General features: G+C 64.3%; 19 protein-coding genes. 10 read left to right on the forward strand and 9 right to left on the reverse strand.

Going from position 1 to position 23,348, the window contains the following annotated elements; genetic code table 11:
• Positions 1 to 203: 203 nt before the first annotated feature.
• Complete coding sequence (locus GGD66_RS27580) at positions 204 to 1,169, reverse strand: sensor histidine kinase (RefSeq protein WP_018319505.1); 966 nt, start codon at positions 1,167 to 1,169, stop codon at positions 204 to 206.
• A gap of 179 nt (positions 1,170 to 1,348) precedes the next feature.
• On the opposite strand from GGD66_RS27580, the gene GGD66_RS27585 reads away from it, so the two are divergent.
• Positions 1,349 to 2,188 (forward strand): SDR family NAD(P)-dependent oxidoreductase, encoded by an 840-nt coding sequence (locus GGD66_RS27585; protein WP_183259564.1) that lies wholly within the window; start codon positions 1,349 to 1,351, stop codon positions 2,186 to 2,188.
• 270 nt (positions 2,189 to 2,458) lie between these two features.
• Here the strand turns inward: GGD66_RS27585 and GGD66_RS27590 are convergent, their stop codons facing one another.
• The gene (locus GGD66_RS27590) at positions 2,459 to 3,835 is read right to left on the reverse strand and encodes a cytochrome P450 (RefSeq protein ID WP_026202195.1); all 1,377 of its coding nucleotides are present in this window, start codon (positions 3,833 to 3,835) and stop codon (positions 2,459 to 2,461) included.
• Positions 3,836 to 3,984: 149 nt separating this feature from the next.
• Positions 3,985 to 5,220 (reverse strand): LLM class flavin-dependent oxidoreductase, encoded by a 1,236-nt coding sequence (locus tag GGD66_RS27595; protein ID WP_183259565.1) that lies wholly within the window; start codon positions 5,218 to 5,220, stop codon positions 3,985 to 3,987.
• 374 nt (positions 5,221 to 5,594) lie between these two features.
• Here GGD66_RS27595 and GGD66_RS27600 point away from each other — a divergent pair, with 374 nt between their 5' ends.
• Positions 5,595 to 7,001 carry an MFS transporter gene (locus GGD66_RS27600; RefSeq protein ID WP_183259566.1) on the forward strand — a complete coding sequence of 469 codons (1,407 nt, stop codon included), beginning with the start codon at positions 5,595 to 5,597 and terminating at the stop codon, positions 6,999 to 7,001.
• A 146-nt stretch (positions 7,002 to 7,147) separates the two neighbouring features.
• Positions 7,148 to 8,341 carry a PHB depolymerase family esterase gene (locus GGD66_RS27605; RefSeq protein ID WP_183259567.1) on the forward strand — a complete coding sequence of 398 codons (1,194 nt, stop codon included), beginning with the start codon at positions 7,148 to 7,150 and terminating at the stop codon, positions 8,339 to 8,341.
• Position 8,342: 1 nt separating this feature from the next.
• Here the strand turns inward: GGD66_RS27605 and GGD66_RS27610 are convergent, their stop codons facing one another.
• Positions 8,343 to 8,645 (reverse strand): hypothetical protein, encoded by a 303-nt coding sequence (locus tag GGD66_RS27610; RefSeq protein WP_246784272.1) that lies wholly within the window; start codon positions 8,643 to 8,645, stop codon positions 8,343 to 8,345.
• Positions 8,646 to 8,782: 137 nt separating this feature from the next.
• Here GGD66_RS27610 and GGD66_RS27615 point away from each other — a divergent pair, with 137 nt between their 5' ends.
• Positions 8,783 to 9,151: a helix-turn-helix domain-containing protein gene (locus tag GGD66_RS27615; protein ID WP_092251556.1), complete on the forward strand. Its 369-nt coding sequence runs from the start codon at positions 8,783 to 8,785 to the stop codon at positions 9,149 to 9,151.
• A 3-nt stretch (positions 9,152 to 9,154) separates the two neighbouring features.
• Here the strand turns inward: GGD66_RS27615 and GGD66_RS27620 are convergent, their stop codons facing one another.
• The gene (locus tag GGD66_RS27620; RefSeq protein WP_018319513.1) at positions 9,155 to 9,835 is read right to left on the reverse strand and encodes an MBL fold metallo-hydrolase; all 681 of its coding nucleotides are present in this window, start codon (positions 9,833 to 9,835) and stop codon (positions 9,155 to 9,157) included.
• A 162-nt stretch (positions 9,836 to 9,997) separates the two neighbouring features.
• Between GGD66_RS27620 and GGD66_RS27625 the strand changes: the two genes are divergently transcribed.
• Positions 9,998 to 11,596: an alpha-amylase family glycosyl hydrolase gene (locus GGD66_RS27625; RefSeq protein WP_183259569.1), complete on the forward strand. Its 1,599-nt coding sequence runs from the start codon at positions 9,998 to 10,000 to the stop codon at positions 11,594 to 11,596.
• Between the two features lie 179 nt (positions 11,597 to 11,775).
• On the opposite strand, the gene GGD66_RS27630 is transcribed toward GGD66_RS27625, so the two are convergent.
• On the reverse strand, positions 11,776 to 13,476 hold the full coding sequence (locus GGD66_RS27630) for an alpha-amylase family protein (RefSeq protein ID WP_092251558.1): 1,701 nt from the start codon (positions 13,474 to 13,476) through the stop codon (positions 11,776 to 11,778).
• A gap of 173 nt (positions 13,477 to 13,649) precedes the next feature.
• On the opposite strand from GGD66_RS27630, the gene GGD66_RS27635 reads away from it, so the two are divergent.
• Complete coding sequence (locus tag GGD66_RS27635; RefSeq protein WP_092251559.1) at positions 13,650 to 14,141, forward strand: MmcB family DNA repair protein; 492 nt, start codon at positions 13,650 to 13,652, stop codon at positions 14,139 to 14,141.
• A gap of 220 nt (positions 14,142 to 14,361) precedes the next feature.
• On the opposite strand, the gene GGD66_RS27640 is transcribed toward GGD66_RS27635, so the two are convergent.
• The gene (locus tag GGD66_RS27640; RefSeq protein ID WP_008141807.1) at positions 14,362 to 14,916 is read right to left on the reverse strand and encodes an ActR/PrrA/RegA family redox response regulator transcription factor; all 555 of its coding nucleotides are present in this window, start codon (positions 14,914 to 14,916) and stop codon (positions 14,362 to 14,364) included.
• A 103-nt stretch (positions 14,917 to 15,019) separates the two neighbouring features.
• Positions 15,020 to 16,342 (reverse strand): ActS/PrrB/RegB family redox-sensitive histidine kinase, encoded by a 1,323-nt coding sequence (locus tag GGD66_RS27645; RefSeq protein ID WP_092251936.1) that lies wholly within the window; start codon positions 16,340 to 16,342, stop codon positions 15,020 to 15,022.
• A gap of 104 nt (positions 16,343 to 16,446) precedes the next feature.
• On the opposite strand from GGD66_RS27645, the gene GGD66_RS27650 reads away from it, so the two are divergent.
• The 4 genes from GGD66_RS27650 (at position 16,447) to GGD66_RS27665 (ending at position 20,688) form a co-directional block, all read left to right on the forward strand.
• Positions 16,447 to 17,250, forward strand: a complete 804-nt coding sequence (locus GGD66_RS27650; protein WP_092251560.1) for an ABC transporter ATP-binding protein — start codon at positions 16,447 to 16,449, stop codon at positions 17,248 to 17,250.
• Between the two features lie 112 nt (positions 17,251 to 17,362).
• Complete coding sequence (locus GGD66_RS27655; RefSeq protein WP_183259570.1) at positions 17,363 to 18,181, forward strand: ABC transporter permease; 819 nt, start codon at positions 17,363 to 17,365, stop codon at positions 18,179 to 18,181.
• Between the two features lie 121 nt (positions 18,182 to 18,302).
• On the forward strand, positions 18,303 to 19,631 hold the full coding sequence (locus tag GGD66_RS27660) for a polyhydroxyalkanoate depolymerase (RefSeq protein WP_018319520.1): 1,329 nt from the start codon (positions 18,303 to 18,305) through the stop codon (positions 19,629 to 19,631).
• 217 nt (positions 19,632 to 19,848) lie between these two features.
• Positions 19,849 to 20,688, forward strand: a complete 840-nt coding sequence (locus GGD66_RS27665) for a M48 family metallopeptidase (RefSeq protein ID WP_018319521.1) — start codon at positions 19,849 to 19,851, stop codon at positions 20,686 to 20,688.
• Positions 20,689 to 21,041: 353 nt separating this feature from the next.
• On the opposite strand, the gene GGD66_RS27670 is transcribed toward GGD66_RS27665, so the two are convergent.
• Positions 21,042 to 23,255 (reverse strand): transglycosylase domain-containing protein, encoded by a 2,214-nt coding sequence (locus GGD66_RS27670; RefSeq protein ID WP_183259571.1) that lies wholly within the window; start codon positions 23,253 to 23,255, stop codon positions 21,042 to 21,044.
• Positions 23,256 to 23,348: the final 93 nt, after the last annotated feature.

The following is a 23,348-nucleotide window of genomic DNA, read 5'->3' on the forward strand; positions in this document are numbered from 1 at the left end:
TTGTTTCAGCGCGCCTTTGCAATGGGCGCGATCTTGCGTGGTTCCCTCTTAAGTTTGGTTAAGGGGTCAGGAGAAATACGGGGGTGTTTTGGAGGAAACTTGCGGCGTTGCGACGCGCGCCGACGATCGTCATTAACAGAGGGTCAACAGCGCGTGCGAAACTGCGGGCGGCACGCGGGCCGGCTTTCGCTTGACGCGCGATGCTATTCGCTTCGGGGGATGCGGCACTGCATGATGCAATGCAGCCCCGTCTTCAAGTAAGAGATCTCGGTCCTGCCATCGAAGGACGATAGTGCCGATTTCAGCAGCTTGGTGCCGAAGCCGGGCTCGGACACCTCATCCACACTCGGACCCTCGGTCTCGTCCCAGGTGATGATCAGGCGGTCGTCGCTGACGGTCCATGACACCTGCAGTAGACCGCGCGGCGCGGAAAATGCGCCGTACTTGCCCGCATTGGTGGCGAGTTCGTGAAACATCAAGGACAGCGTGACCGCGAGCTTCGGCGGCAGGAACAGTCGATCGCCATTGAGGGTGAAGCGGACATGGCCGTAGGGGCCGAGCTCCGAGATCAGGAGGTCGCGGATGTCACAGCCGGCCTTGTCGATCCGCGAGATCAGATCGTCGGTCGCGGCCAGCGAGCGCAGCCGCGGATCGACCCGGGCCCAGACCTGCGGGTGGTCGTGCAGCACCTGGTGCAGCACCGCGTGCACCGTCGACAGCTTGTTCTTGAGCCGGTGCTGGAGCTCGTCGACCAGCAGTTTGCGATACTCTTCTTCCTCGATCAGGCGCTTGGAGATCCGGCGCTGCTCCGCGAGCATCGTGCGATAGTGCTCGACGCCCCAGATGGTGAGCGCGCAGACCGCCCAATACAGTGCCAGCAGGGCAAACCGCGCTCGATCGGCAAAGGCATCGCCGAAATTCACGACGACGCCGAGCATGCCGCCGACCAGCGCGGTCACGATTCCGATCCGGAAGCCCCCGAACGCGGCGGCAAAGAACACGGCCGGAAAGTAGGGGGTGAAGTAGACGTCGGGCCGCACATGGGCGAGGGCCCAGCGCGTCAGCGTCGCAATCAGCAGGCAGGCCACCGCAAAGGCAATGCTCAGACCAAGCGATGGCGGCGCCGCACCCTGCCAACCCCTGCGGAATTCCTCGATCAGCTTCCCCATGCGCAGCCCAGTTGCGATATGCGTTCGAAAATCGAGCGGCCCATCAGGATGTTACGCATCCCGTCCGCGCAAGCATAGCTTGCCTTGCCGCAGACAGGCAGAGATAGTGGCCACCGCTGCAATGGCAGCGGCCGATGTTCGCCATTTGGCATCAAATCGTTCGAAAACAGGAACATTCCATGGGCAGGCTGGACGGCAAGGTTGCGGTGATTACGGGGGCGACGAGCGGGATCGGATTGCGCACTGCGGAAGTCTTCGTTGCCGAAGGTGCCAAAATTGTGATCGCGGGGCGGCGTCTACCGGAGGGCGAGGCTCTGGCCAAGCAGCTCGGCGCCAACTGCATCTTCCGCCAGACCGACGTGACGGTCGAAGCACAGATGCAGGCGCTGATCGCGCTCGCCGTGGACAAGTTCGGCCGGATCGACTGCCTGTTCAACAATGCCGGCGGCCCGGCGCAGACCGGCGGCGTCGAAGGCCTCGAGGTCGAGCGCTTCGATGCGGCGATGGCGACGCTGGTTCGCAGCGTCATGCTCGGCATGAAGCACGCCGCGCCCCACATGAAGAGGCAGGGCTCAGGCAGCATCATCAACAATGGCAGCATCGCCGGCCGCCTCGCCGGCTTCTCATCCTCGATGGTCTATAGCGCGGCCAAGGCGGCGGTGATCCATCTCACCAAATGCGTGGCGATGGAGCTTGGCGAGTCCAACGTGCGCGTCAACGCGATCTCGCCGGGCGCGATCGCGACCGGAATTTTCGGCAAGGCGCTCGGGCTCTCGACCGATGCTGCGGAGAAGACGCCGGCGGTGATGCGCGAGGTCTACAAGACCGCGCAGCCGATCCCGCGCGCGGGCCTTCCCGATGACATCGCCCAGGCCGCGGTGTTCCTGGCCAGCGACGAATCCAGCTTTATCAACGGCCACGACCTCGTCGTCGATGGCGCCATGACCGGCGGCCGCAACTGGAGCCAGCAGCAGCAGGGCTATGTGGCCTTGCGCAAGGCATTCGATCAGGGGGCGTAAGCGACGGAGACGGTGCCGTAGGGTGGGCAAAGGCGCGCTCTTCGCGCGCCGTTCCCACCAACCCGTTCCACAGCGGCAAATCGTGGGCACGGCGCTCTGCGCCTTTGCCCACCCTACGAGATCTCGTGCCCCGGACGCAGCGCAGCGCCCCCGGCGATGCGAAGCATCGTCCGGTGCGGTACGCTGCAGAGCCGGGGCCCATCTCTCCACCTACTCGATCGCAGCATTCTGGGTCCCGGCTCGCGCTTCGCGCGTCCGGGACACGTGAGGCTAAACCGCCCGCACTCTCACCCGCAACCCGTCCCGCGGCTTCGGGATCGGCCACATCTGCCAGTCCGGCTTGTAACCGGGCTCCAGCGACACCTCGATGTTCTGCAAGAAGTGCCGCGCGAAGCATTTTGCCTGCATGTAGGCGAAGTGCAGCCCGAGGCACATATGCGCGCCGCCGCCGAACGGGACCCAGGCGAAGCGGTGGCGACCCCGTTGCGCCTCTTCGGTGAAGCGCAATGGATCGAAGCGATCCGGCTCCGGCCAGATGTCCTTCATGTGATGGGTATAGAGCGGATTGACGCCGACTGCGGTGCCGGCGGGAATCGTAAAGCCCTTGAAGGTGAAATCGCGCATGGCGCGGCGCGGCATCGAAGGCACCGGCGGCTTGATCCGCAGCGCCTCCTTGAACGCCATCTCGGACAGCGGCATTTTTTCGAGATCATCGAAGCTGCTGGGCGCGCCCGGCGCGAGCCCGAGCGCGAGAACTTCCGCGCGTAGCCTGTCCTGCCAGTCCGGATTGGCGGCGAGCTCGCCGATGAAGGATGTCAGCGACGAGGTCAGCGTGTCGTGCGCCGCCATCATCAGGAAGCTCATATGGTCGATGATGTCCTGCTCGGACAGCAGCGCGCCGTCCTCATGGGTGGCGCGGCAGAGCTGCGAGAACAAATCATCGCCGCCGTGATTGCCGCGGCGAAGCGGGATCTGCTCGCGGAAATAGGCGACGATGCGTTTGCGTCCCCTGACGCCGGCGGCCATCTGGGTGCCCGGAAGGGGACGGCGGATCGGCGCGACAGCGGCGGCGACCATGTCGACGAAGGCGCGGTTGATCTCGTCGACCTCCGGCCCGATATCGGCGCCGAGGAAGGACGCTGCGGCGAGGTCCAGCGTGAGCTGCTTCATCGCGGGGTAGAGCTGCATCTCGCCGGGCTTGGCTTTCCACTGGGCGACCCGCGCGGAGATGCCGCGGTCGAGATCGGCCAGGTAGGATTTCATCGGTCCGGACTTGAACGCGACCGACAGCGCCTTGCGGTGCAGCCGGTGCTCGTCGAAATCGAGCAGCATCAATCCGCGCGGAAACAACAGGCCGAGCACCTTGTTCCAGCCGTGGGTCGAGGAGAACAGCTTTTGCTGGTCGAACATCACGAGCTCGTTGGCCTCGGGCCCGAGCAGCACGACGTTGGTCTCGCCGAACACATGGGTGCGGTAGACCGGGCCGTATTTGGCGCCGTTCGCCTCGATGTGGCCCTTGGGATCGGCCAGCACCTGGAAGGTCTTGCCGATGATCGGCCATCCCTCGTCGCCGGGAATGTGCGTCAAGGCGTTGCGCTTGGGCGCGGTATAGTCGGGCGCCGGTGCGGCCACATTCTGCATCGACATGACGATTGCTCCGGTTGGCAGGCGCCGCGAACATAGCACGATCCGGCCGCGATGAGCTGCGGTCGTCTTGCGCACAAAATCGTCACACCCACGGCCGTCGTCCCGGGTTCGCTCCACGCGCGCCCCCGGGACGACGAGTGGAGTGTGCCCTATCGCTTCGCCGCCTCCTTCTGCAGATCCGGCGCATTGACGGCGGGGATGGCGACTCGGCCTGGGCCGGTCATCTTCAGCGCCTCGGCGGCCTTCTCGTTCTCCATGATCTTGGCCATCACGGCCTGGCCCGCACGCTCGAAGATGGCGCGGTTCTCGATCACGAATTTTTGCGACCTGCGCAGGCCGTCGATATAGCCGTTGATCTCCGGCACGACGTAGCGCGCCACCATGTCCCAGCTCCGGCGCGTCGCTTCCGGATTGGCCCAGTCGTGCACGAAACCGATGATGGCGCCGACGCCGCCGGAGACCTGCATCACGTTCTTGATGGTTTTGACGAGATCATCGGGCGTGCCGATGGTGGAGGCCGCGCCCTCGACGAAGGCGGTCTTGTCCACGGCTTCGTCGGGCGAGGAGAACGCGGTCAGCCCCGGCCGCTGCAGCGTGCCGACATTATATTCGTTGTGCCAGCGCATCAGCCCGGCGCCGGCTTCCTTGCGCGCCTGCTCGCGGGTCTCGGCGATGTGGAAGGTCAGCAGCACGCGCCAGTCGGCGCGGTCGACCTTGTTGCCGTGCTTCTTCGCGGCGTCCTCCGCAAACTGCCATTGCTGCTGCAGCGACATCAGCCCCTGCGTCGTCATCGAGCCCAGCGAGATGATGCCGATGCCGTATTTGCCGGCCAGCGTCATGCCGGAGGGCGAGATCTGCGAGGCCACGACGAACGGCATCTCCTCCTGCAACGGCAGGATCTGCAGCGCGGCGTCGTTCATCGTGAACCAGTCGCTCTTCGCCGTGACGCGCTCGCCGTTGAAGAGGCGGCGGATGATTCCGATGGCCTCGTCCTGGCGGTCGCGCTGCGTCATCGGGTCGATGCCGAGCGTGTGTGCGTCGGAGGCCAGCGCGCCGGGGCCGGAGCCGAAGATGGCGCGACCGCCGGTCATGTGGTCGAGCTGCACCATGCGCTGGGCGACATTGTAGGGATGATGATAGGGCAGCGACACCACGCCGGTGCCGAGCTTGATCCGCTTGGTGCGCTCGCCGGCCGCAGCCAGGAACATCTCGGGCGAGGCGATCATCTCCCAGCCCGAGGAATGATGCTCGCCGCACCAGAACTCGTCATAGCCGAGCGCATCGAGCTGCTCGACCAGGTCGAGATCGCGCCGGAACTGGAGCATCGGATGCTCCCCGATCGGGTGATGCGGGGCAAGGAAGGCTCCGAACTTCAGGCGCGCCATGGCGTTCTCTCCGGCTTTGATTTTCTGTTTGTTGAGGCGGTGAAGCTACGTGCCGGAGGCCGCGAACGCAATCGCGCGGTGTCCCGCGCGGCGGAATGCAGGCATGCGTGCGTTGAGTCTTCTCCCTCTCCCCGTGCTTACGGGGAGAGGGTTGGGGTGAGGGGCTACTTCAGCAATTTCGGTGGCAGTGTGACTCGCGGAAGCTCCCCCTCACCCGGAATTCAAACTGCGTTTGAATTCCGGCCTCTCCCCGCAAGCGGGGAGAGGCGAAACAGCCGCGCCTCGAACGAAGCACGCGAATCCTACCTCCGAGGTAATCGTGACACCGCGCGAGACCTGAAATCATCGGCACCGTAATCCAGGGTTACGCGCCGATGCATCAGATCGTCACACAACAAATCGATTCGTCCCGCCGCTGGTGGGTGCTGGCCATCGTCGTGGCCGCCCAGTTCATGTTCGGCGTCGATGCCTTCATCGTGAACGTCGCCATTCCGACCATTGCGGTCGATCTGCAGGCCACGCCGGCGCAGATCGAATCCGTGATCGCGATCTACCTGATCGCCTACGCCACGCTTGTCGTCACCGGGGGGCGGCTCGGCGACGTCCACGGCACCAAGACTATCTTCCTGGTCGGCGTGCTCGGCTTTACGGCGACCTCGCTGTGGTGCGGGCTTGCGCGGTCCGGCGTGGAGCTGATCATCGCCCGCCTGGCGCAGGGCGCGACCGCGGCGCTGATGGTGCCCCAGGTGCTGGCGACGCTGCATCTCCTGTTCACGGACGAGACGCGCAGCCGCGCCTTCGCGATCTACGGCATCGTGCTGGGGCTGGCCGGTGCCGCGGGCTTCCTGCTCGGCGGTCTGCTGGTGACGATTGACCTTGCCGGCACCGGCTGGCGTTCGGTGTTCTTCGTCAACGTTCCTTGCGGCCTCGTCATTGTGGCTGCCGCCTGGCGCATCATGCCGTCGGTGCCGCGGCGATCAGGGACGAGGCTCGACATCAAGGGCAGCATGGTCCTGTTCGCGGGGCTGCTGTGCCTGATCGGCCCGCTGCTGTTTGGTCACGATGTCGGCTGGGCTCCCTGGCTGTGGGCCGTGATGGCGATCGGCGGCGCCGTCCTCGTAGCGTTCCTGAAGCTCGAGCACACAGTCGCGCGTGCCGGCGGCATGCCTTTGATCGACCTCACGCTGCTGGCGGATGCCGCTTTCCTGCGCGGGCTTGGCGCCGCCTTCTTTTTCTTCCTTGCCAATCTCTCCTTCTACCTCGTCATGACGCTGTTCATGCAGCGCGGCCTGAAGATCCCGCCGCTGTCGGCCGGCATGGCCTTCATTCCGCTCGCGCTGGCCTTCGTCGTGGCCTCGCGCCACAGCGGCGCGCGGGCGCGTCATCGCGGCACCAAGGTGTTGATCGAAGGCTGCGCGCTGCAGATCGCAGGCCTCGCCGCGCTCGCGCTTGTTGCAGCCTGTATCGATGCGCCATCGCCGCTTCTGCTGGCGTTCGCCATGATCATTTTCGGCTACGGCCAGGGATTGGTGATGGCGCCGCTCTCCGGCGCGGTGCTCTCGACCGTCAAGCCCGTCGCCGCAGGCTCGGCCTCCGGCATCTACGGCACCACGGCGCAGATCGGAAATGCGGCCGGAGTGGCCGCAATCGGCGCGGTATTCTTCGCCGTCGATGCCTTGCAATCAGCGCGCGCAGGATTTCTGGTCTCGCTTGCGCTGTTTGTGACATTAATCCTGATCTGCGCCGCATTTCTGTCGTGGATGCATCGCGCATCTGCATGAAGTTGAGGCATTGCGGTTAATAGGTGCGGATTTCGGCGGGATTTCCCGTGATTTTCGTGGATGGACAGCGCACGGTCTTTTTATTTTGCAATGCAGCAACTATCTGGTTTGGCTGAACGTTGAAAGTCGCCCACCAGGAAGTTGCCGTGTCGTTAGCCAAAAATGTTGATCTGTTGAGACGTCTGCCGAGGCTGGACGGTCTGCGCTTTGCCGAGCTCGGCCGCAGCGCGGATGCGTCCAGTCCATTGCAAGAGGTCACCGGCTTTGGCGACAACCCGGGCGCCTTGCGCATGTTCGCGTTCGTGCCGGCGCAGTTGCAGAAGCCGCGCGCGCTGGTCGTCGTGCTGCATGGCTGCGGGCAGACGGCAGCCGGTTACGATCTCGGCGCGGGCTGGTCGACGCTCGCCAAGCACTATGGCTTCGCGCTGCTGATGCCCGAGCAGCAGCGGATCAACAACGGCAACACCTGCTTCAACTGGTTCAATCCGGAAGATACGGCGCGGGACAGCGGCGAGGCGCATTCGATCCGCGAGATGATCGCGCACATGGCCGAGGCGCATCGCATCGATCCCAGGCGCATCTTCATCACCGGCCTGTCGGCCGGCGGCGGCATGACGTCGGTGATGCTCGCGACCTATCCGGAAGTCTTCGCAGCCGGTGCGGTCATTGCCGGATTGCCCTATGGCATCGCCTCGAATTTGCGCGAGGCGCTGGACGGCATGTTTCATTCCCCGGTGCGTCCCGCGCGCGAGCTCGGCGATCTCGTGCGCAATGCCTCGGATTATCGCGGCCCCTGGCCGAAAATCTCGGTGTGGCACGGCAGCGCCGACCGCACCGTCAATCCCGGCAATGCCAACGAGATCGTCAAGCAGTGGCTCGATCTGCATGATCTGCCGGAAGCGCCGATGGCGGAGACCAATGTCGACGGCTATCCGCGCCAGGCGTGGTGGGGCAAGGACGGCGAGACGCTGGTCGAGTCCTATGCCATCACCGACATGGCGCACGGCACGCCGCTCGGGCTTGCCGACAACGACCAGCGCTATGGCGTCGAAGGCGCATTCCTGATCGAGGCCGGTATTTCCTCGTCCTATCACATCGCAAAGTTCTTCGGCCTCACCGGCTGGATTGCAGATGCTGCAAAGGCGGAGGCCAAGCCTACCAGCAAGTCTACAAGCAAGCCTGCCGCGCAGCCGGCCTTGACGCCCGCGCCGCATCTCGCCCGCTCGATCCGCGCCGCGGTCGCCGAACAGCCGGCCGAGCCGACGCGCGAGGAGGCTCGCGGCTTCGATCTCGGCCAGATCATCACGCGCGCACTGACCGCCGCGGGGCTGATGAAGTAGTTCAGGCCGTCTGACCGATCCATTCGATCGGCGTCACCGTCACCTCGCCGCCGGCGACCTTCCGCGTCATCTCCTGATAGGCTTTGAAGAAGTCGCGCGATTGCAGCGCTTTTTGCGCGGCATCGTCAGCGACGCTGGCGAGATGGAAATAGCTGCCGTCGTCGCGGTTCTTCAGGACACGATAGCCAATCCGCCCTTTCAGCTCGGGATCGCCGTCGATCGCTTTGATGAACCGATTGACCTCCTGGTGCCAGGCCTCCGTCGTACCGTTCCTGAATTCATATCTGATCATGAAGTGCTTCATGTGACGCTCCCTGTTCGTCGTGTGCGTCATCATCTGCGGCTTGCAAGCGATCCTGCAAGTATGGACAAAATTGATAGTATGGACTTTTTCGACGTCGCTCCTATCCTGAGGCGTGGCTAACGCGTGGAGGAGACGACATGGCGAAGGCGAACCCGGCGCGCACCTGTCCGGTCGCGGCCTTTCAGAAGATGATCAGCGGCAAGTACAAGCTGCGCATCGTCTGGGACCTCAAGGACGGCCCGCGCCGCTATGGCGAGATCCGCAGCGGCCTTTTGCGCGGCGCGGAAGGCAGCGCCGAGATCACCCCGCGCGTGCTCAGTCGTGAATTGAAGGCCCTGACCGCGAGCGGCCTGATCGATCGCAAGGATTTCGGCGAGGTGCCGCCGAAGGTCGAGTATCGCCTGACCCGCAAGGGCAAGAGCTTCGTGCCCGTAGTCGCGGCGATCCGCGAATGGGGCGATCGTCACCTCAGTGAGACCGCCACGCTTGTGGACGCAGCGGAATAAACCTCACATCTCGCCGGTGATGAACGGATTGGTCATCCGCTCCTGGCCGATGCTGGAGCCGGCGCCGTGGCCGCAGATGAAGCCGACGTCGTCGCCGAGCGGCAGCAGTTTTGTCAAAATCGAGTTGATCAGCGTGGCGTGACTGCCGCCGGGCAAATCGGTGCGCCCGACCGAGCCGGCGAACAGGACGTCGCCGACATGAGCGAAGCGCAGCTCCTTGTTGAAGAACACCACGCTGCCGGGCGAGTGGCCGGGGCAGTGGAAAATATCGAATTGCAAGCTGCCGATCGACACGCTGTCGCCTTCGGCGAGCCAGCGGTCCGGCGCGAAATTGCGCACGCCGGTCATGCCGAAGCGTGCGCCGCTCTCGACCACATTGTCGAGCAGGAACTTGTCCGCTTCATGCGGCCCCTCGATCGGCACCTTCAGCGCATCGCGCAGATCGGCCGCGCCGCCGACATGGTCGATATGGCCGTGGGTCAGCCAGATCTTCTCCACGGTGACGCCGGTCTGCTTGATCGCGTCCAGGATCTTCGGCACGTCCCCGCCGGGATCGATCACCACGGCCTTCTTGCTGGGCTCGTCCCAGATGATGGTGCAGTTCTGCTCGAATAGCGTCACGGGAACGATGATCGCGCCGGCCTTGGCTTGCGAAGAGTCTTGGCTGTTATTTTGCTCGGTCATGGCGCCACAATGCCGATTTTTGCCAGGCCGCCAAGCAAAAGATTCGCCGCCGCGGCCGGGAACAATCGTCACACGGCCGTCCCAATTGGCCTGCCAATTCGAACCGGGGCGGTGTTGTCGCGTTCTCCCGCGCAAGACGCAGATTATGGGTGGTCTTCCCGCATGGCTCAGAGCAACGAAAACTGGTGGCGCGACGGCATCTTCTATCAGATCTACCCGCGCTCCTTTCAGGACTCGAACGGCGACGGCGTCGGCGATCTCGCCGGCATTTTGCAGCGGCTGCCTTACGTCAAATCGCTCGGCGTCGATGCGATCTGGCTGTCACCGATCTTCCCCTCACCGATGGAAGATTTCGGCTATGACATCGCCGACTATACCGGCATCGAGCCGCTGTTCGGCACGATGGAAGATTTCGATGCGCTGATCGCGGCCGCCCACGACAACGGCCTGAAGCTGATCCTCGACCTCGTGCCGAACCACACCTCGGACCAGCATCCCTGGTTCGTCGAGAGCCGCGCCTCGCGCGACAATCCCAAGCGCGACTGGTACATCTGGCGCGATCCGGCACCCGACGGCGGAGTGCCGAACAACTGGCTGTCCGAGTTCGGCGGCAGCGCGTGGCAGTTCGACGAGACCACGGGGCAATATTATTACCACGCCTTCCTCGCCCAGCAGCCGGACCTGAACTGGCGCAATCCCGACGTCCGCGCCGCGATCTACGACGTGATGCGGTTTTGGCTTGAGAAGGGCGTCGACGGCTTTCGCGTCGACGTGATCTGGCACCTGATCAAGGATGCCGAATTCCGCGACAACCCGCCCAATCCGCATTACGTCGAGGGACGGCCACCGAATGAAAGGATCATGACGCAATACTCCACCGACCAGCCGGAGGTGCATGACGTGATCTCGCAGATGCGGCGTGTCACCAATGAATTCGGAGCCCGCGTGCTGATCGGCGAGATCTATCTGCCGCTGCACCGTCTCATGGCCTATTACGGCAACGATCTCACCGGCGCGCAGATGCCGTTCAATTTCGCGCTGCTCTCGACCTTCTGGAGCGCGCGCTCGATCGAGACGATCATCGAGGATTACGAGAAGGCGCTGCCGCGCGGCGCCTGGCCGAACTGGGTGCTCGGCAATCACGACCGCCCGCGGGTCGCAAGCCGCGTCGGGTCCGAGCAGGCCCGCGTCGCCGCCATGCTGCTGCTGACGCTGCGCGGCACGCCGACGCTCTATTACGGCGACGAGATCGGCATGCACCAGGTGGCGATCGCGCCGGAGGATGTCCGCGACCCCTTCGAGAAGAACGTGCCCGGCATCGGTGTCGGCCGCGACGGCTGCCGCACGCCGATGCAGTGGGATGCGACCGAATTCGCCGGCTTCTCGGCGGCGCGGCCGTGGCTGCCGCTGCCGGAGCACTATGTGCGCGACAATGTCGTCAATCTCGAAGCCGATGCGCGCTCGATCCTCAACCTCTACAAGCGCCTGATCACGCTGCGGAAGAGCAGTCCGCCGCTGGTCGCCGGCGATTATCATCCGATCGCGGCACAAGGCGATCTCCTGATCTATCGCCGCGAAGCCGAGGGGCAGGCGGTGATCGTGGCGCTCAATCTCGGCCCCGATCCCGTCGCGGTGACGACGAGTGCGATTCGTTTCGGCAGCAGTATACTGCTGTCAACGTTCCTGGATCGCGAGGACGAGCGCATTGAAGGTGTACTGGATCTGCGTGGCAATGAGGGGGTGATTGTCGCCCCACCCTAGCTGTCGTCCTGGACAAGCGCAGCGCAGATCCGGGACCCATCACCACAGGGAGTTGTTTTGCGAAGACTCGGAGTGACCAGCGCGCCCCACACTTCTCCTTGTGATTATGGGTCCCCGCTTTCGCGGGGACGACAGCGGAGGGTATGGCTGCGGTGGAGTATAGCGATGCGTAGATACTCTTACCCCGGATGCTTCTTCCCCCGCACCGTATCCCCGTCGATATCGCTCCGCTTCAACAGATAATCCAGCCCGCCGACGCGGTACCAGCGATACCCATACGGCTCCAGCACGATCCGGTGCTGGCCGCGCTTGTCGGCGTGGCTGTGGTCCTCCGCAAGCAGATTGATCAGGTGCGCCCCGGCCTCATCCGGTAGCCCGGCTGAGAACGCGATCTCGCGCGGCTTCTCGTCGAGATTATGCACGAACAGCACCGAATTGTTGCGCCAGTCGTAGCGCATGATGAACACGGCGGGATCGCGCACCGGAATGATGGCGAAGTCACCCCAGCCAACCTCCGGCACTTCTTTCCGCATGCGGACGATGCGCTCGGTCCAGTTCAGCATCGAGTTGGGATCGCGTCGCTGCTTGGCGACGTTGACGTGCGGGTAGCCGTAAGGCCCCTTGTCGATCACGGGGCAGGCCGGCTTGTTGCTCTTGGTGAAGCCGCCATGCGGTTCGGTCGACCATTGCATCGGCGTGCGCGCGCAATTGCGTTCCGGCAGTGAGAGATCGTCGCCCATCGCGATCTCGTCGCCATAGCGGATCACGGGCGTTCCCGGCAGCGTGCACATCAGGCTGTAGGCGAGCTCGAGCCGCCGGCGGTCGCCGCCGAGCATCGGCGCGAGGCGCCGCCTGATGCCGCGGTCGTACAGCTGCATATCCTTGTCGGGACCGAAATTCCTGAACACGGTGTCGCGCTGCGCCTTGGTCAACCGTCCCAGATCGAGCTCGTCGTGATTGCGCAGGAACAGGCCCCATTGCGCGGTCGCCGGCCGCGGCTTGGTCGCCTTCAACGCCTTCGCCAGTGGCCGCGAATCTGCGGAGGCCAGCGCATAGAACAGGTGCTGGTTGACGTGGAAGTTGAACATCATATGCATGCGGTCGGCGTCGCGGCCGAAATATTCCATGTCCGTCTTTGGCAGCACATTGGCTTCAGCGAGGATGATGGCGTCGCCCTGCCGCCATTGCAGGAATTCGCGGAACGCGCGCAGCATGTCGTACTGCTCGACCGGCTTCTTCACCTTCGCGCCCTTGGTCGCGATCACGAAGGGCACGGCGTCCATGCGGAAGCCGGAGACGCCGAGCTGGATCCAGAACCCCATGATCTTCAGGATCTCGGCCTGCACATGCGGGTTCGAGGTGTTGAGGTCGGGCTGGAAATCGTAGAAGCGGTGGAAGTAATACGCGCCCGCTTCCTTGTCGCGCGTCCAGGTCGTTTTCTGCACGCCGGGAAACACCATGCCTTTGTCGGCACCGGCCGGCTTCTTGTCGGACCACACATACCAGTCGCGATACGGCGAGTTCTTGTCGCGCCGCGCCTCCTTGAACCAGTGATGCTGATCCGAGGTGTGGTTGACGACGAGATCGATGATGATGCGGATGCCGCGCTGCTTGCAGCCATGGGCGAACTCGACGAAATCGCCGAGCGTGCCGTAACGGGCATCGACGCTGTAATAGTCGGCGATGTCGTAGCCGTCGTCGCGGCCGGGCGAGGTCTGGAACGGCATCAGCCAGATCGTGGTGATGCCGAGGCCGTGCAGATAATCGAGCCGGCGGAGCAGGCCCTTGAAGTCGCCGACGCCGTCGCCGTTGGCGTCCATATAGGAGCCGACGGAAAGGCAGTAGATTACCCCGTTCTTGTACCAGAGATCGTCGATCATCCGCGCAGCCTCGGTGGTTCCGCCGAGGTGCGGCGGCTGCGTGATAAGTTCGTGGGGGAGGGGAGGTTCCGCGTCCCACACACTGTCGTCCCGGGGCCGCCACTTGGCGCGAGCCCGGGACCCGACGGGCGGAGAGAGTGTCCGCCCCAAACGGAATCGGCTATCCTCCCTCCATGGACAATCCCGCCCGTAACATCGCCCTGGTGCCGCCACCCGATCGCCGCCAGTCGGAAACGGCGCTCGCGGTCGCGCGCGGCACCGCGCGGCTCTTACGTTCGCTCGGCTTTACCTGCATCAGCGAATTGCCGCTGCCCTCGGGCCGGCGCGCCGACCTCGTGGCGCTGAACGAGCGCGGCGAGATCTGGATCGTCGAGATCAAATCGTCGGTGGAGGATCTGCGCGCCGATCAGAAATGGCATGAATACCGTGCCCATTGCGACCGGCTGTTCTTCGCCTTCACGCAAGACCTGCCGTGCGAGATCTTTCCGGAAGGCACCGGCCTGATCATCGCCGACGCCTATGGCGCGCACCTGCAATGCGAAGCGCCCGAGCACAAGCTGGCTGCCGCGACGAGGAAGCAGATGACGGTGCGGTTTGGAATGGCGGCAGCCTTGCGCATCAACCGCCTGGTCGATCCGCAGGGGCATGCGGAGTTTTGGGAGTAGCGGCGCCGCAAACATCGGTGCCGTAGGGTGGCAAAGCGAAGCGTGCCCACGATCTCTATCCAGCTCTTACAGATCGTGGGCACGGCGCTTCGCGCCTTTGCCCACCCTACGAGACCTGTCGTTCCGTCATCCCGCGATGTGGCCGGGCCGTCGCCCTTCGAGGGCCGCTGAAGGTGCGGCCACCTCAGGGTGACGGGGATAGGTTGCTGATTGCCGTAAATTACCGCGGCGCGCGTTTGGCCAAAATGCGCTGCAACGTCCTGCGGTGCATGTTGAGCCGCCGCGCCGTTTCCGAGACGTTGCGGTTGCACATCTCGTAGATGCGCTGGATGTGCTCCCAGCGCACGCGGTCGGCGGACATCGGGTTCGTCGGCAGCTCGGATTTCTCCGCGCTGGTCGACAGCAGCGCCGCGACGACGTCGTCGGCATCCGCTGGCTTGGAGAGATAATCGATCGCGCCCATCTTCACCGCGGTGACGGCGGTGGCGATGTTGCCGTAGCCGGTCAGCACGATCGCGCGCGCATCCGGGCGCTTCTTCTTCAGCGCCGAGACCACGTCGAGGCCGTTGCCGTCGCCGAGCCGCAAATCCACTACGGCGAATGCCGGCGCTGCCTTGCCGATCTGCGCAAGACCATCCGAGACGGTGTCGCATGACGTCACCGCAAAGCCGCGCGTTTCCATGGCGCGCGACAACCGCTCCAGGAACGGCTTGTCGTCCTCCACGATGAGCAGCGAGCGGTCGGTCTGTTCGTTCAGTTCGGCGATGGCGTTCAAGGTTTTGTCCTCTCTCCAACGCGACTACATATGGCCTCGCAATCGAGCGGTGCCAAGGCCGCCGATAGTCGATCGGCCCTGTTGTGCGACGCAAGGTCGCGGCCTATCCTATTGTTTCTTCGAGGCTCTCGATAGCCTCAAAACGCTGTCGCGGCCAAGTGATCTGCACCACCGCGCCGTGTTCCGGAAAGATCCGGTTGGTAAACAAGACCTTGGCGCCGGTGCGTTCCAGCAAGGTGCGCGCGATGAACACGCCCAATCCGAGACCGCGTCGCTCACCGCCGCCGTCATCCGTGGTTCGCCGCCGCGACAGATAGGGCTCGCCGATCCGGTTCAGGATGTCGGGCGGAATGCCGGGGCCGTCGTCGGAGATCAGAAGCTCGATCGTGTCCTTGTTCCACCAAGCGTTCACCTCGACGGTGGTATGGGCGAAATCGACCGCGTTCTCGACGATGTTGCCGACGCCGTACAGGATTGCCGGATTGCGCGAGCCGACCGGCTCGGACACGGCGGCGACCGCGATCCGCACCTTGATCTCGACGCCGAAATCGCGGTGCGGGGCCACCACCTCCTCGATCAGCTCCGACAGCTTCATGCGGTCGAACGGCGCGCCGGTGGAGGAGAGCTGGGTGATCTTGCTCAATATGTCGCGGCAACGCTGGGTCTGCTCGCGCAACGTCTTCAGGTCGGCGGCAAAGCTGGCGTCCTTCACCGTCTTCTCCAGCTCGCGCGAGATCAGGAAGATCGTCGCGAGCGGCGTGCCGAGCTCGTGCGCGGCCGCGGCTGCGAGCCCGTCGAGCTGGGTCAGGTGTTGCTCACGCGTCAGCACCAGCTCGGTCGCGGCCAGCGCGTCCGCAAGCTTGCGCGCCTCCTCGGTCACTTGGAAAGAGTAGAGGCTAGTGACGCCGATCGCGAGCACGATCGAGAGCCAGACGCCGACGAGATAGATCGGCGGCAGCACTAGGGGATCATCGGAATCCCAGGGCAGCGGCAAATGGAAGAAGAACAGCACCGAGGCGCAGGCCACCGCAAGCACGCCGAGGCCGAACGTGAAGCGCGCCGGCAGTGCCGTGGCCGAGATCAGCACCGGCGCCAAGAACAGGAACGAGAACGGGTTCTGCAGTCCGCCGGTGAAGTACAACAGACCGGCCAGTTCCACGATGTTCAGCGCGAGCAGTCCGGCCGCCTGCATCGGCTCCAGCCGCTGCATCGGATTGGCCGCGGTCTGGAGCGCCAGATTCAGTGCTGCCGACAAGGCGATGATGCTGACGCAGGGGACGATCTCGACGTTGAATTCCAACCCCTGCGCCACGATGAAGATCGCGGCGAGCTGGCCCAGCACCGCCAGCCAGCGCAGCCGTAGGATCGTGTCCAGGCGGATATGCCGCTGCGCGTGGCGAAAGTCGGAAGCAGCAATTTCAGTCAGATCGGCCAATGGGGGTGCCTTCCAGATCACAAACGCTGGGCTCGCGGAACCACCGGATTTACAAGCCTTGCGCTATCCGCTGCAATAGCAGAAGAACGACCAGCATGACCGAGAATGACAAGGCTTCAAGTCGGCCCACTGTCGCGGAGCGCAGTTCGTCCGCGGCGATCGCGGTCGAGCACCTCGTCAAGATCTACAAGCAGACCCGCGCGGTCGACGACATCTCCTTTTCGCTGACGCGCGGCAGCATCACCGGGCTTCTGGGCGGCAACGGCGCCGGCAAGACCACGACCATCGCGATGATCATGGGCCTGGTGCTGCCGACCTCCGGCCGCGTGCAGGTGCTCGGACATCGGATGCCGGAGGAGAGCGCTGCCGTGCTGGGGCGGATGAATTTCGAGAGCCCCTATGTCGACATGCCGATGCGGCTCACGGTGCGGCAGAATCTCACCGTGTTCGGCAAGCTCTATGCGGTGAAGAACCTCGCCGGCCGCATTGCCGAGCTCGCGGACGATCTTGATCTCACCGATTTCATCGACCGCGCCAACGGCAAGCTGTCCGCCGGGCAGAAGACCCGCGTCGCGCTCGCCAAGGCGCTGATCAACCGGCCCGAGCTGCTGCTGCTGGACGAGCCGACCGCCTCGCTCGATCCGGATACCGCCGACTGGGTGCGGGCGCATCTGGAGCGTTATCGCAAGGACAACAACGCCACCATCCTTCTGGCCTCGCACAACATGCTCGAGGTCGAGCGGCTGTGCGATCGCGTCATCATCATGAAGCGCGGTCGCATCGAGGACGACGACACGCCGGAGGCGATCATGGCGCGCTACAACCGCACCACGCTGGAGGAGGTGTTTCTGGACGTTGCGCGCGGCCGGGTGAACGGCGCGAAGGAGGCAGCAAGGTGAGCGGGAGCCGTCTTCGTAGCCCGGATAAAGCGAAGCGTAATCCGGGACCCCTGTCGCATGTGGCACGATTCCCGGATTGCGCTGCGCTCCATCCGGGCAACGGGAGCGTGCCATGACCGGCCTCACCCTCCACCGCGGCATCTCCGTCCATCGGATCGGCGCGATGATCCTGCGCTACTGGTACCTCCTGCTGTCGTCCTGGCCGCGGCTGCTCGAATTGCTGTACTGGCCGGCGCTGCAGGTCATCACCTGGGGCTTCATCCAGTATTACATCGCGGAGAATTCCAATTTCTTCGCGCGCGCCGGCGGCACGCTGATCGGCGCCGTCATCCTCTGGGACATCCTGTTCCGCGGGCAGCTCGGCTTCTCCATCTCGTTCCTGGAGGAGATGTGGGCGCGCAACATCGGCAACCTCATGATGAGCCCCTTGAGGCCGTTCGAGTTTCTGCTGTCGCTGATGGTCATGAGCCTGATCCGGCTTGCGATCGGGATCATTCCGATGACCTTGCTCGCGCTGTTCATGTTTCAATTCAATGTCTATGCCCTGGGCCTGCCGCTGATCGCATTCTTCTGCAATCTGATCTTCACGAGCTGGTCGGTCGGCATCTTCGTGTCGGGTCTCGTGCTGCGAAACGGCCTCGGCGCCGAGAGCATCGTCTGGACCCTGATGTTCGCGATCCTGCCGCTCGCCTGCGTCTACTATCCCGTCAGCGTGTTGCCGGTCTGGCTGCAGTACGTCGCTTGGGCATTACCGCCGACCTATGCCTTCGAGGGGATGCGCGCGCTGCTGATCGAGCAGACCTTTAGGACCGATCTGATGCTGGAGGCGTTGGCCATCAACGCAGTACTCCTGGTTGCATCTTTTTGGGCATTCCTTGCCCTTTTGCGCAGCGCCAAGAAGCACGGCTCGCTGCTGTCGGGCGGCGAATAACGTCACTTTCCCGTGGATTCAGGCCGATTTACCCGTCTCCGCCACGTAGATGTACGGAACCATGCATTGACGCAATATTGCGCATTCGGCAGTATGCTGCGATGCGAAGAGGGATATAGCGATGCCTATTGGTGAGTTCGGCGGCGCACCGCCCCTGGCTGCAGAAGGCAGTCCGGTCCTGACGACGCCGATGTACTGGATGTACGAGATGGCGCACGCCTCTCTCAATCCGGCACGTGCGGTCACTGACGCGACCAAGCTGCTGTTTCAGAATCCTCTCAACCCCTGGGCGCGCACCGAGGTCGGCAAGTCGGTTGCCGCGGCCTGCGAATTGTTCGAGCGCACCACGCGCCGCTACGGCAAGCCGGAATGGGGCCTCGACGACACCGAGGTCAACGGCATCCGCGTCCCCGTCGAGGTCCGCTCAGTCTGGGAAAAGCCGTTCTGCCGGCTGCTCTACTTCGATCGCAAGTTCGCTCGTCCCCTGCGCAGCCCGCAGCCGCGCGTGCTGATCGTGGCGCCGATGTCCGGGCATTATGCGACGCTGCTCCGCGGGACGGTCGAAGCCTTCCTGCCCGCACATGAGGTCTACATTACCGATTGGGCCGATGCCCGCATGGTGCCGCTGAGCGATGGCCGCTTCGATCTCGACGATTACATCGACTACGTCATCGAGATGCTGCACGTCCTCGGCGGCAACACCCACGTCATGGCGGTGTGCCAGCCCTCCGTGCCGGTGGTCGCCGCCGTTTCGATCATGGAAGCGCGGCGCGATCCCTTCGTGCCGACCTCGATGACGCTGATGGGCGGCCCGATCGACACCCGTCGCAATCCGACGTCGGTGAACAATCTCGCCCAGGAGCGCGGTATCGACTGGTTCCGCAACCACGTCATCACCAAGGTGCCGTTCCCGCATCCCGGCATGATGCGCGACGTCTATCCGGGATTCCTGCAGCTCAACGGCTTCATCAGCATGAATCTCGACCGGCACATGGACGCCCACAAGCAGCTCTTTGCCCATCTGGTGAAAGGCGACGGCGACCTCGTCGACAAGCATCGCGAGTTCTATGACGAATATCTCGCGGTGATGGACCTCTCCGCCGAGTATTACCTGCAGACGGTCGACACCGTTTTCGTGAAACATTCGCTGCCGAAGGGCGAGATGACGCATCGCGGAACACGCGTCGACCCCTCCAAGGTCACGCGCGTGGCGTTGATGACGGTCGAAGGCGAGAACGACGACATCTCGGGTCTCGGTCAGACCGAAGCGACGCACACCTTGTGCAGCTCGATCCCCGATCATCGCCGCGTCCATTACGTCCAGAAGGGCGTCGGACATTACGGCGTGTTCAACGGTTCGCGCTTCAAGTCGGAAATCGTTCCGCGAATCCATGACTTCATGGTCTCAGCTGCGAATCCGAGCTCATTGCAGGCTCTCGCGGCCGAATAACCTTCGTTTTCGGCTTTCCCGTCGAAAATTCAGCCCCCGCCGGAGGCTCCGGCCGGGCCTGGTTCTCTCCAGATTCGCGGTATTTCGGTAGCTTTATAGGAGTGAGTCTTCCCTCACCCCTTGGGGGTGCCGCATGCGTCCAGCGGGGGCGAAAAAAGCCGGTTCCAACCCCAGTCTGTAGGGTCTCCCGGACGTCAGACCGCTGTATATTGGGCAAATGATTTGTTTTTGCGCCGAGCGCTTTCCCTGGCGGCGGTTATGGCAGAATCCGGGCGCCCTCCTGCCCCCCGGACTGACAGACATGGCCACTCGCGCTCTCCTCTATCGGCGGCCCCACGAACCCAAGACCGTCCTGATCACCCATGGATCGCAATTTTTTGCCATCCGATTGCGCCGGCACCGCCGCGCGCGCCGCTACACGCTGAGAATTCACCCCAGCGATCGCGAAGCCATCCTCACCATGCCGCCGCGCGGCACGCTGGCCGAGGCGAAAGACTTCGCGCAGCGCCACGGTGCGTGGATCGCGGCGCGCCTCGGTCGCTTGCCGAAGGCTGCGCCGTTCCAGCCGGGCACGGTGATACCGCTCCGTGGCACCCCGCATCGCATCGTTCATCGCGCCGGCACGCGCGGCACGGTGTGGACCGAGATGCGCGACAGCGGTGAGCGCATTCTCTGCGTCGCCGGCGGGCTCGAGCATGTCGATCGCCGCGTCAGTGACTTCCTCAAGCGCGAGGCGCGCCGCGACCTGCAGCGATCGGCGGAGGCTTACGCCGCCGAGCTCGGTGTCAGGGTCAAGCGCCTCTCGATCCGCGATCAGTCCAGCCGCTGGGGTTCCTGCACCTCGGCCGGCTCGCTGTCGTTCTCCTGGCGCCTGATCCTGGCGCCGCCCTTCGTGCTCGACTACCTCGCCGCGCACGAAGTCGCCCATCTCGTCGAGATGAACCACTCGGCGCGGTTCTGGCGCGTGTGCGGAAAAGTCTGCCCGTCGATGGAGCGCGCCAAGAAGTGGCTCGATACCTACGGCAACGATCTGCACCGGTATGGGGTCGAGGATTAGGGACGCGCTGCAAACGTCTTGAAAGGTGTCATCGCCCGGCTTTGACCGGGCGATCCAGTGCGCCGAGACGGCGCTGATTGAATCGAGAAGCCGCGGCGTACTGGATTCCCCGCTTTCGCGGGGAATGACAGCGGAGAGTGGCGCAGCTGGTGTTTTTGCTTTTGGGGAGTAGCTCACCTCGGTTGATCCGGCCGTGATTGGCAGGACTTGTCGAAGTGGTGGAGCTGACTTCGAGGCGCAGTTCAGGCGTCTGTGCGGCCCGCGCAAGCCGTTGATATCGTTAGCGCGGGCTACTGTGCATGGGGTTGTTTTCGCAGTTTTTGTCTTGAGGCCACGCGGACCTCAGGCCGCGCCTAACGGTTTCCGCCGAACAGCCGGTCCATCAGCCAGCCATCGAGCCCTGCCGCAGCCTCCGGCCGCGCATTGGCGCGCGTCGGCGGTGGACGATAGCCGCCATTGCTTGCGGGTGCCGGCCCGGGCGCTGCCAACGTCGGCGGCGACACCTGCGAAGCCGCCTGCGCGAGGTTCGACAGGCCCCAGCCACCTTGTGTGCTCGGCAAGTTCGCCACCGGCACACCCTCGTGCGCGGTGCGCATGAAGCGCGACCAGACTTCCACCGGCAGGCCGCCGCCGGTCGCCTTCTTGGTCGGCGAATTGTCGTCATTGCCGAGCCAGACACCGGTGACCAGGCTTGCGGTGTAGCCGATGAACCAGGCGTCGCGGTAATCCTGGCTGGTGCCGGTCTTGCCGGCCGCGGGCCAGCCCGGGATCTCGGCCTTCTTGGCGGTGCCTGATATCAGCGTCTCCCGCATCATCGCGTTCATCATGCCGACATAGCGCGGGTCGATGACCTGATTGCGCTCCTCAGGCTGGCGCATGTAGAGCAGCTTGCCGCCCAGCGTCTTGATCCGCGTGACGACGTGCGGTGCCACCGCGAGACCGCCATTGGCGAAGGGCGCATAGGCGCCGACCAGCTCGACCACCGAGACTTCCGACGTGCCGAGCGCGATCGAGGCGTTCGGCTCGAGCTTGGAGGAGATGCCGAGCCGGTGCGCGGTGCGCACCACATTCTTCGGTCCGACCTCGAGACCGAGGCGAATGGCGACGGTGTTGAGGGACATCGCCAGCGCCTGCGTCAGCGTCACCGCGCCGAAATATTCATGAGTGTAGTTCTCGGGTCGCCAGCCCTTGACCTCGATTGGCGCGTCCTGGCGCATCGTATCAGGCGTCAGGCCCTGCTCGAGCGCGGTCAGATAGACGAACGGCTTGAACGAGGAGCCCGGCTGGCGCTTTGCCGTCACAGCGCGGTTGTACTGGCTCTCGGAATAGTTCCGCCCGCCCACCATGGCGCGCACCGCACCATCCGGCGTCATCGCCACCAGCGCGCCCTGGCTGACATTGAACTTCACGCTCTTGGCCGCGAGCTCGTCGATGATGGCGGCTTCCGCCACGCTCTGCAGCTTCGGATCGATCGTGGTCTCGACCTTGATGCTCTCGTCGATCTGGCCGACCAGATCGTCGAGCACCTCGCCGATCCAGTCGGCGACGTAATTGACCGTCCCGGCGCCGACCGGTTTCACATTGTAGGAGGGATGGCCGATCGAGGCCTGCGCCTGTGCATCGGTGATGAACTTCGCGTCCGCCATCGCCGCGAGCACGATTTGCGCGCGGGCTTCGGCGCCTTCGGGGTTGCGGTTCGGCGCGAGGCGCGAGGGCGATTTGACAAGACCGGCTAGCATCGCGGCCTCGGCAACCGTGACGTTCTTCGCCGACTTGCCGAAATATTTCTGCGCGGCAGCTTCGACGCCATAGGCGCCGGAGCCGAAATAGACGCGGTTGAGATAGAGCTCCAGGATCTCGTTCTTGGAATGCTTGCGCTCGAGCCAGATCGCGAGCTCCACCTCCTGCAGCTTGCGCTGCATGGTGCGCTCCTGGGTCAGGAACAGGTTCTTGGCGAGCTGCTGCGTCAGCGTCGAGCCGCCCTGCGAGACGCCGCGATGCATGACGTTGGTGACGAGGGCGCGCAGGATGCCGATCGGGTCGATGCCGAAATGCGAATAGAAGCGGCGGTCCTCGATGGCGATGAACGCCTTGGGCAGGTAAGGCGGCAAATCCTTCAGCGAGACATTGGCGCCGGCCATCTCGCCGCGTTGCGCCAGCATGCTGCCATCGATGCCGACGATCTGGATCGTCGGCGGCCGCTTGGGGATCTCCAGCGACTGGATCGGCGGCAGATGGGCGCCGACATAGATGACGACGCCGATCACGGCGATCGCGCCCCACAGGCCGAGCACCGCGCCCCAATAGACCAGGCGGCCGATGCTGGCGCCGATGCGCGACTTGGTGCGCCGCTTGGCACCGCTGCGGCTGGCCGGCGCCTTCCGTTCGCGCGGCGGCTCGTCGCCGGAATCCTCGCTCTTGCGCTTGGTGGATGATTTCGTTGATTTCTTCGGCTTGTCGTCGCCGCCGGGAATGCGGTCCGCAGGGGTCAGGCGCAGATCGGCGAGCGCCGCGGGCAAGCCGAACAGCGGCTCCTTCCGCCCACCCTTTTTCTTTCCCCACGCCATACGCAAAAACGCCCGGTCAGCTCGCCCCGCCGCACGCTAGCGGTCGCTGTTTAAGGCCCGGTTACCCAGACCTTAACGCGCGATTAGGAGGTG

Source organism: Bradyrhizobium sp. CIR48, from assembly GCF_014198315.1.
Classification (GTDB): domain Bacteria; phylum Pseudomonadota; class Alphaproteobacteria; order Rhizobiales; family Xanthobacteraceae; genus Bradyrhizobium.

Bases quoted from the DNA above. Each gene is read 5' to 3' on its own strand.
- GGD66_RS27610 (WP_246784272.1), bottom strand. From the start codon at position 8,645: ATGAAGCACTTCATGATCAGATATGAATTCAGGAACGGTACGACGGAG.
- GGD66_RS27600 (WP_183259566.1), top strand. From the start codon at position 5,595: ATGCATCAGATCGTCACACAACAAATCGATTCGTCCCGCCGCTGGTGG.
- GGD66_RS27620 (WP_018319513.1), bottom strand. From the start codon at position 9,835: ATGACCGAGCAAAATAACAGCCAAGACTCTTCGCAAGCCAAGGCCGGC.
- GGD66_RS27630 (WP_092251558.1), bottom strand. From the start codon at position 13,476: ATGATCGACGATCTCTGGTACAAGAACGGGGTAATCTACTGCCTTTCC.
- GGD66_RS27595 (WP_183259565.1), bottom strand. From the start codon at position 5,220: ATGGCGCGCCTGAAGTTCGGAGCCTTCCTTGCCCCGCATCACCCGATC.
- GGD66_RS27655 (WP_183259570.1), top strand. From the start codon at position 17,363: ATGACCGGCCTCACCCTCCACCGCGGCATCTCCGTCCATCGGATCGGC.
- GGD66_RS27615 (WP_092251556.1), top strand. From the start codon at position 8,783: ATGGCGAAGGCGAACCCGGCGCGCACCTGTCCGGTCGCGGCCTTTCAG.
- GGD66_RS27585 (WP_183259564.1), top strand. From the start codon at position 1,349: ATGGGCAGGCTGGACGGCAAGGTTGCGGTGATTACGGGGGCGACGAGC.
- GGD66_RS27665 (WP_018319521.1), top strand. From the start codon at position 19,849: ATGATTTGTTTTTGCGCCGAGCGCTTTCCCTGGCGGCGGTTATGGCAG.
- GGD66_RS27580 (WP_018319505.1), bottom strand. From the start codon at position 1,169: ATGGGGAAGCTGATCGAGGAATTCCGCAGGGGTTGGCAGGGTGCGGCG.
- GGD66_RS27660 (WP_018319520.1), top strand. From the start codon at position 18,303: ATGCCTATTGGTGAGTTCGGCGGCGCACCGCCCCTGGCTGCAGAAGGC.
- GGD66_RS27590 (WP_026202195.1), bottom strand. From the start codon at position 3,835: ATGTCGATGCAGAATGTGGCCGCACCGGCGCCCGACTATACCGCGCCC.
- GGD66_RS27670 (WP_183259571.1), bottom strand. From the start codon at position 23,255: ATGGCGTGGGGAAAGAAAAAGGGTGGGCGGAAGGAGCCGCTGTTCGGC.
- GGD66_RS27635 (WP_092251559.1), top strand. From the start codon at position 13,650: ATGGACAATCCCGCCCGTAACATCGCCCTGGTGCCGCCACCCGATCGC.
- GGD66_RS27625 (WP_183259569.1), top strand. From the start codon at position 9,998: ATGGCTCAGAGCAACGAAAACTGGTGGCGCGACGGCATCTTCTATCAG.
- GGD66_RS27650 (WP_092251560.1), top strand. From the start codon at position 16,447: ATGACCGAGAATGACAAGGCTTCAAGTCGGCCCACTGTCGCGGAGCGC.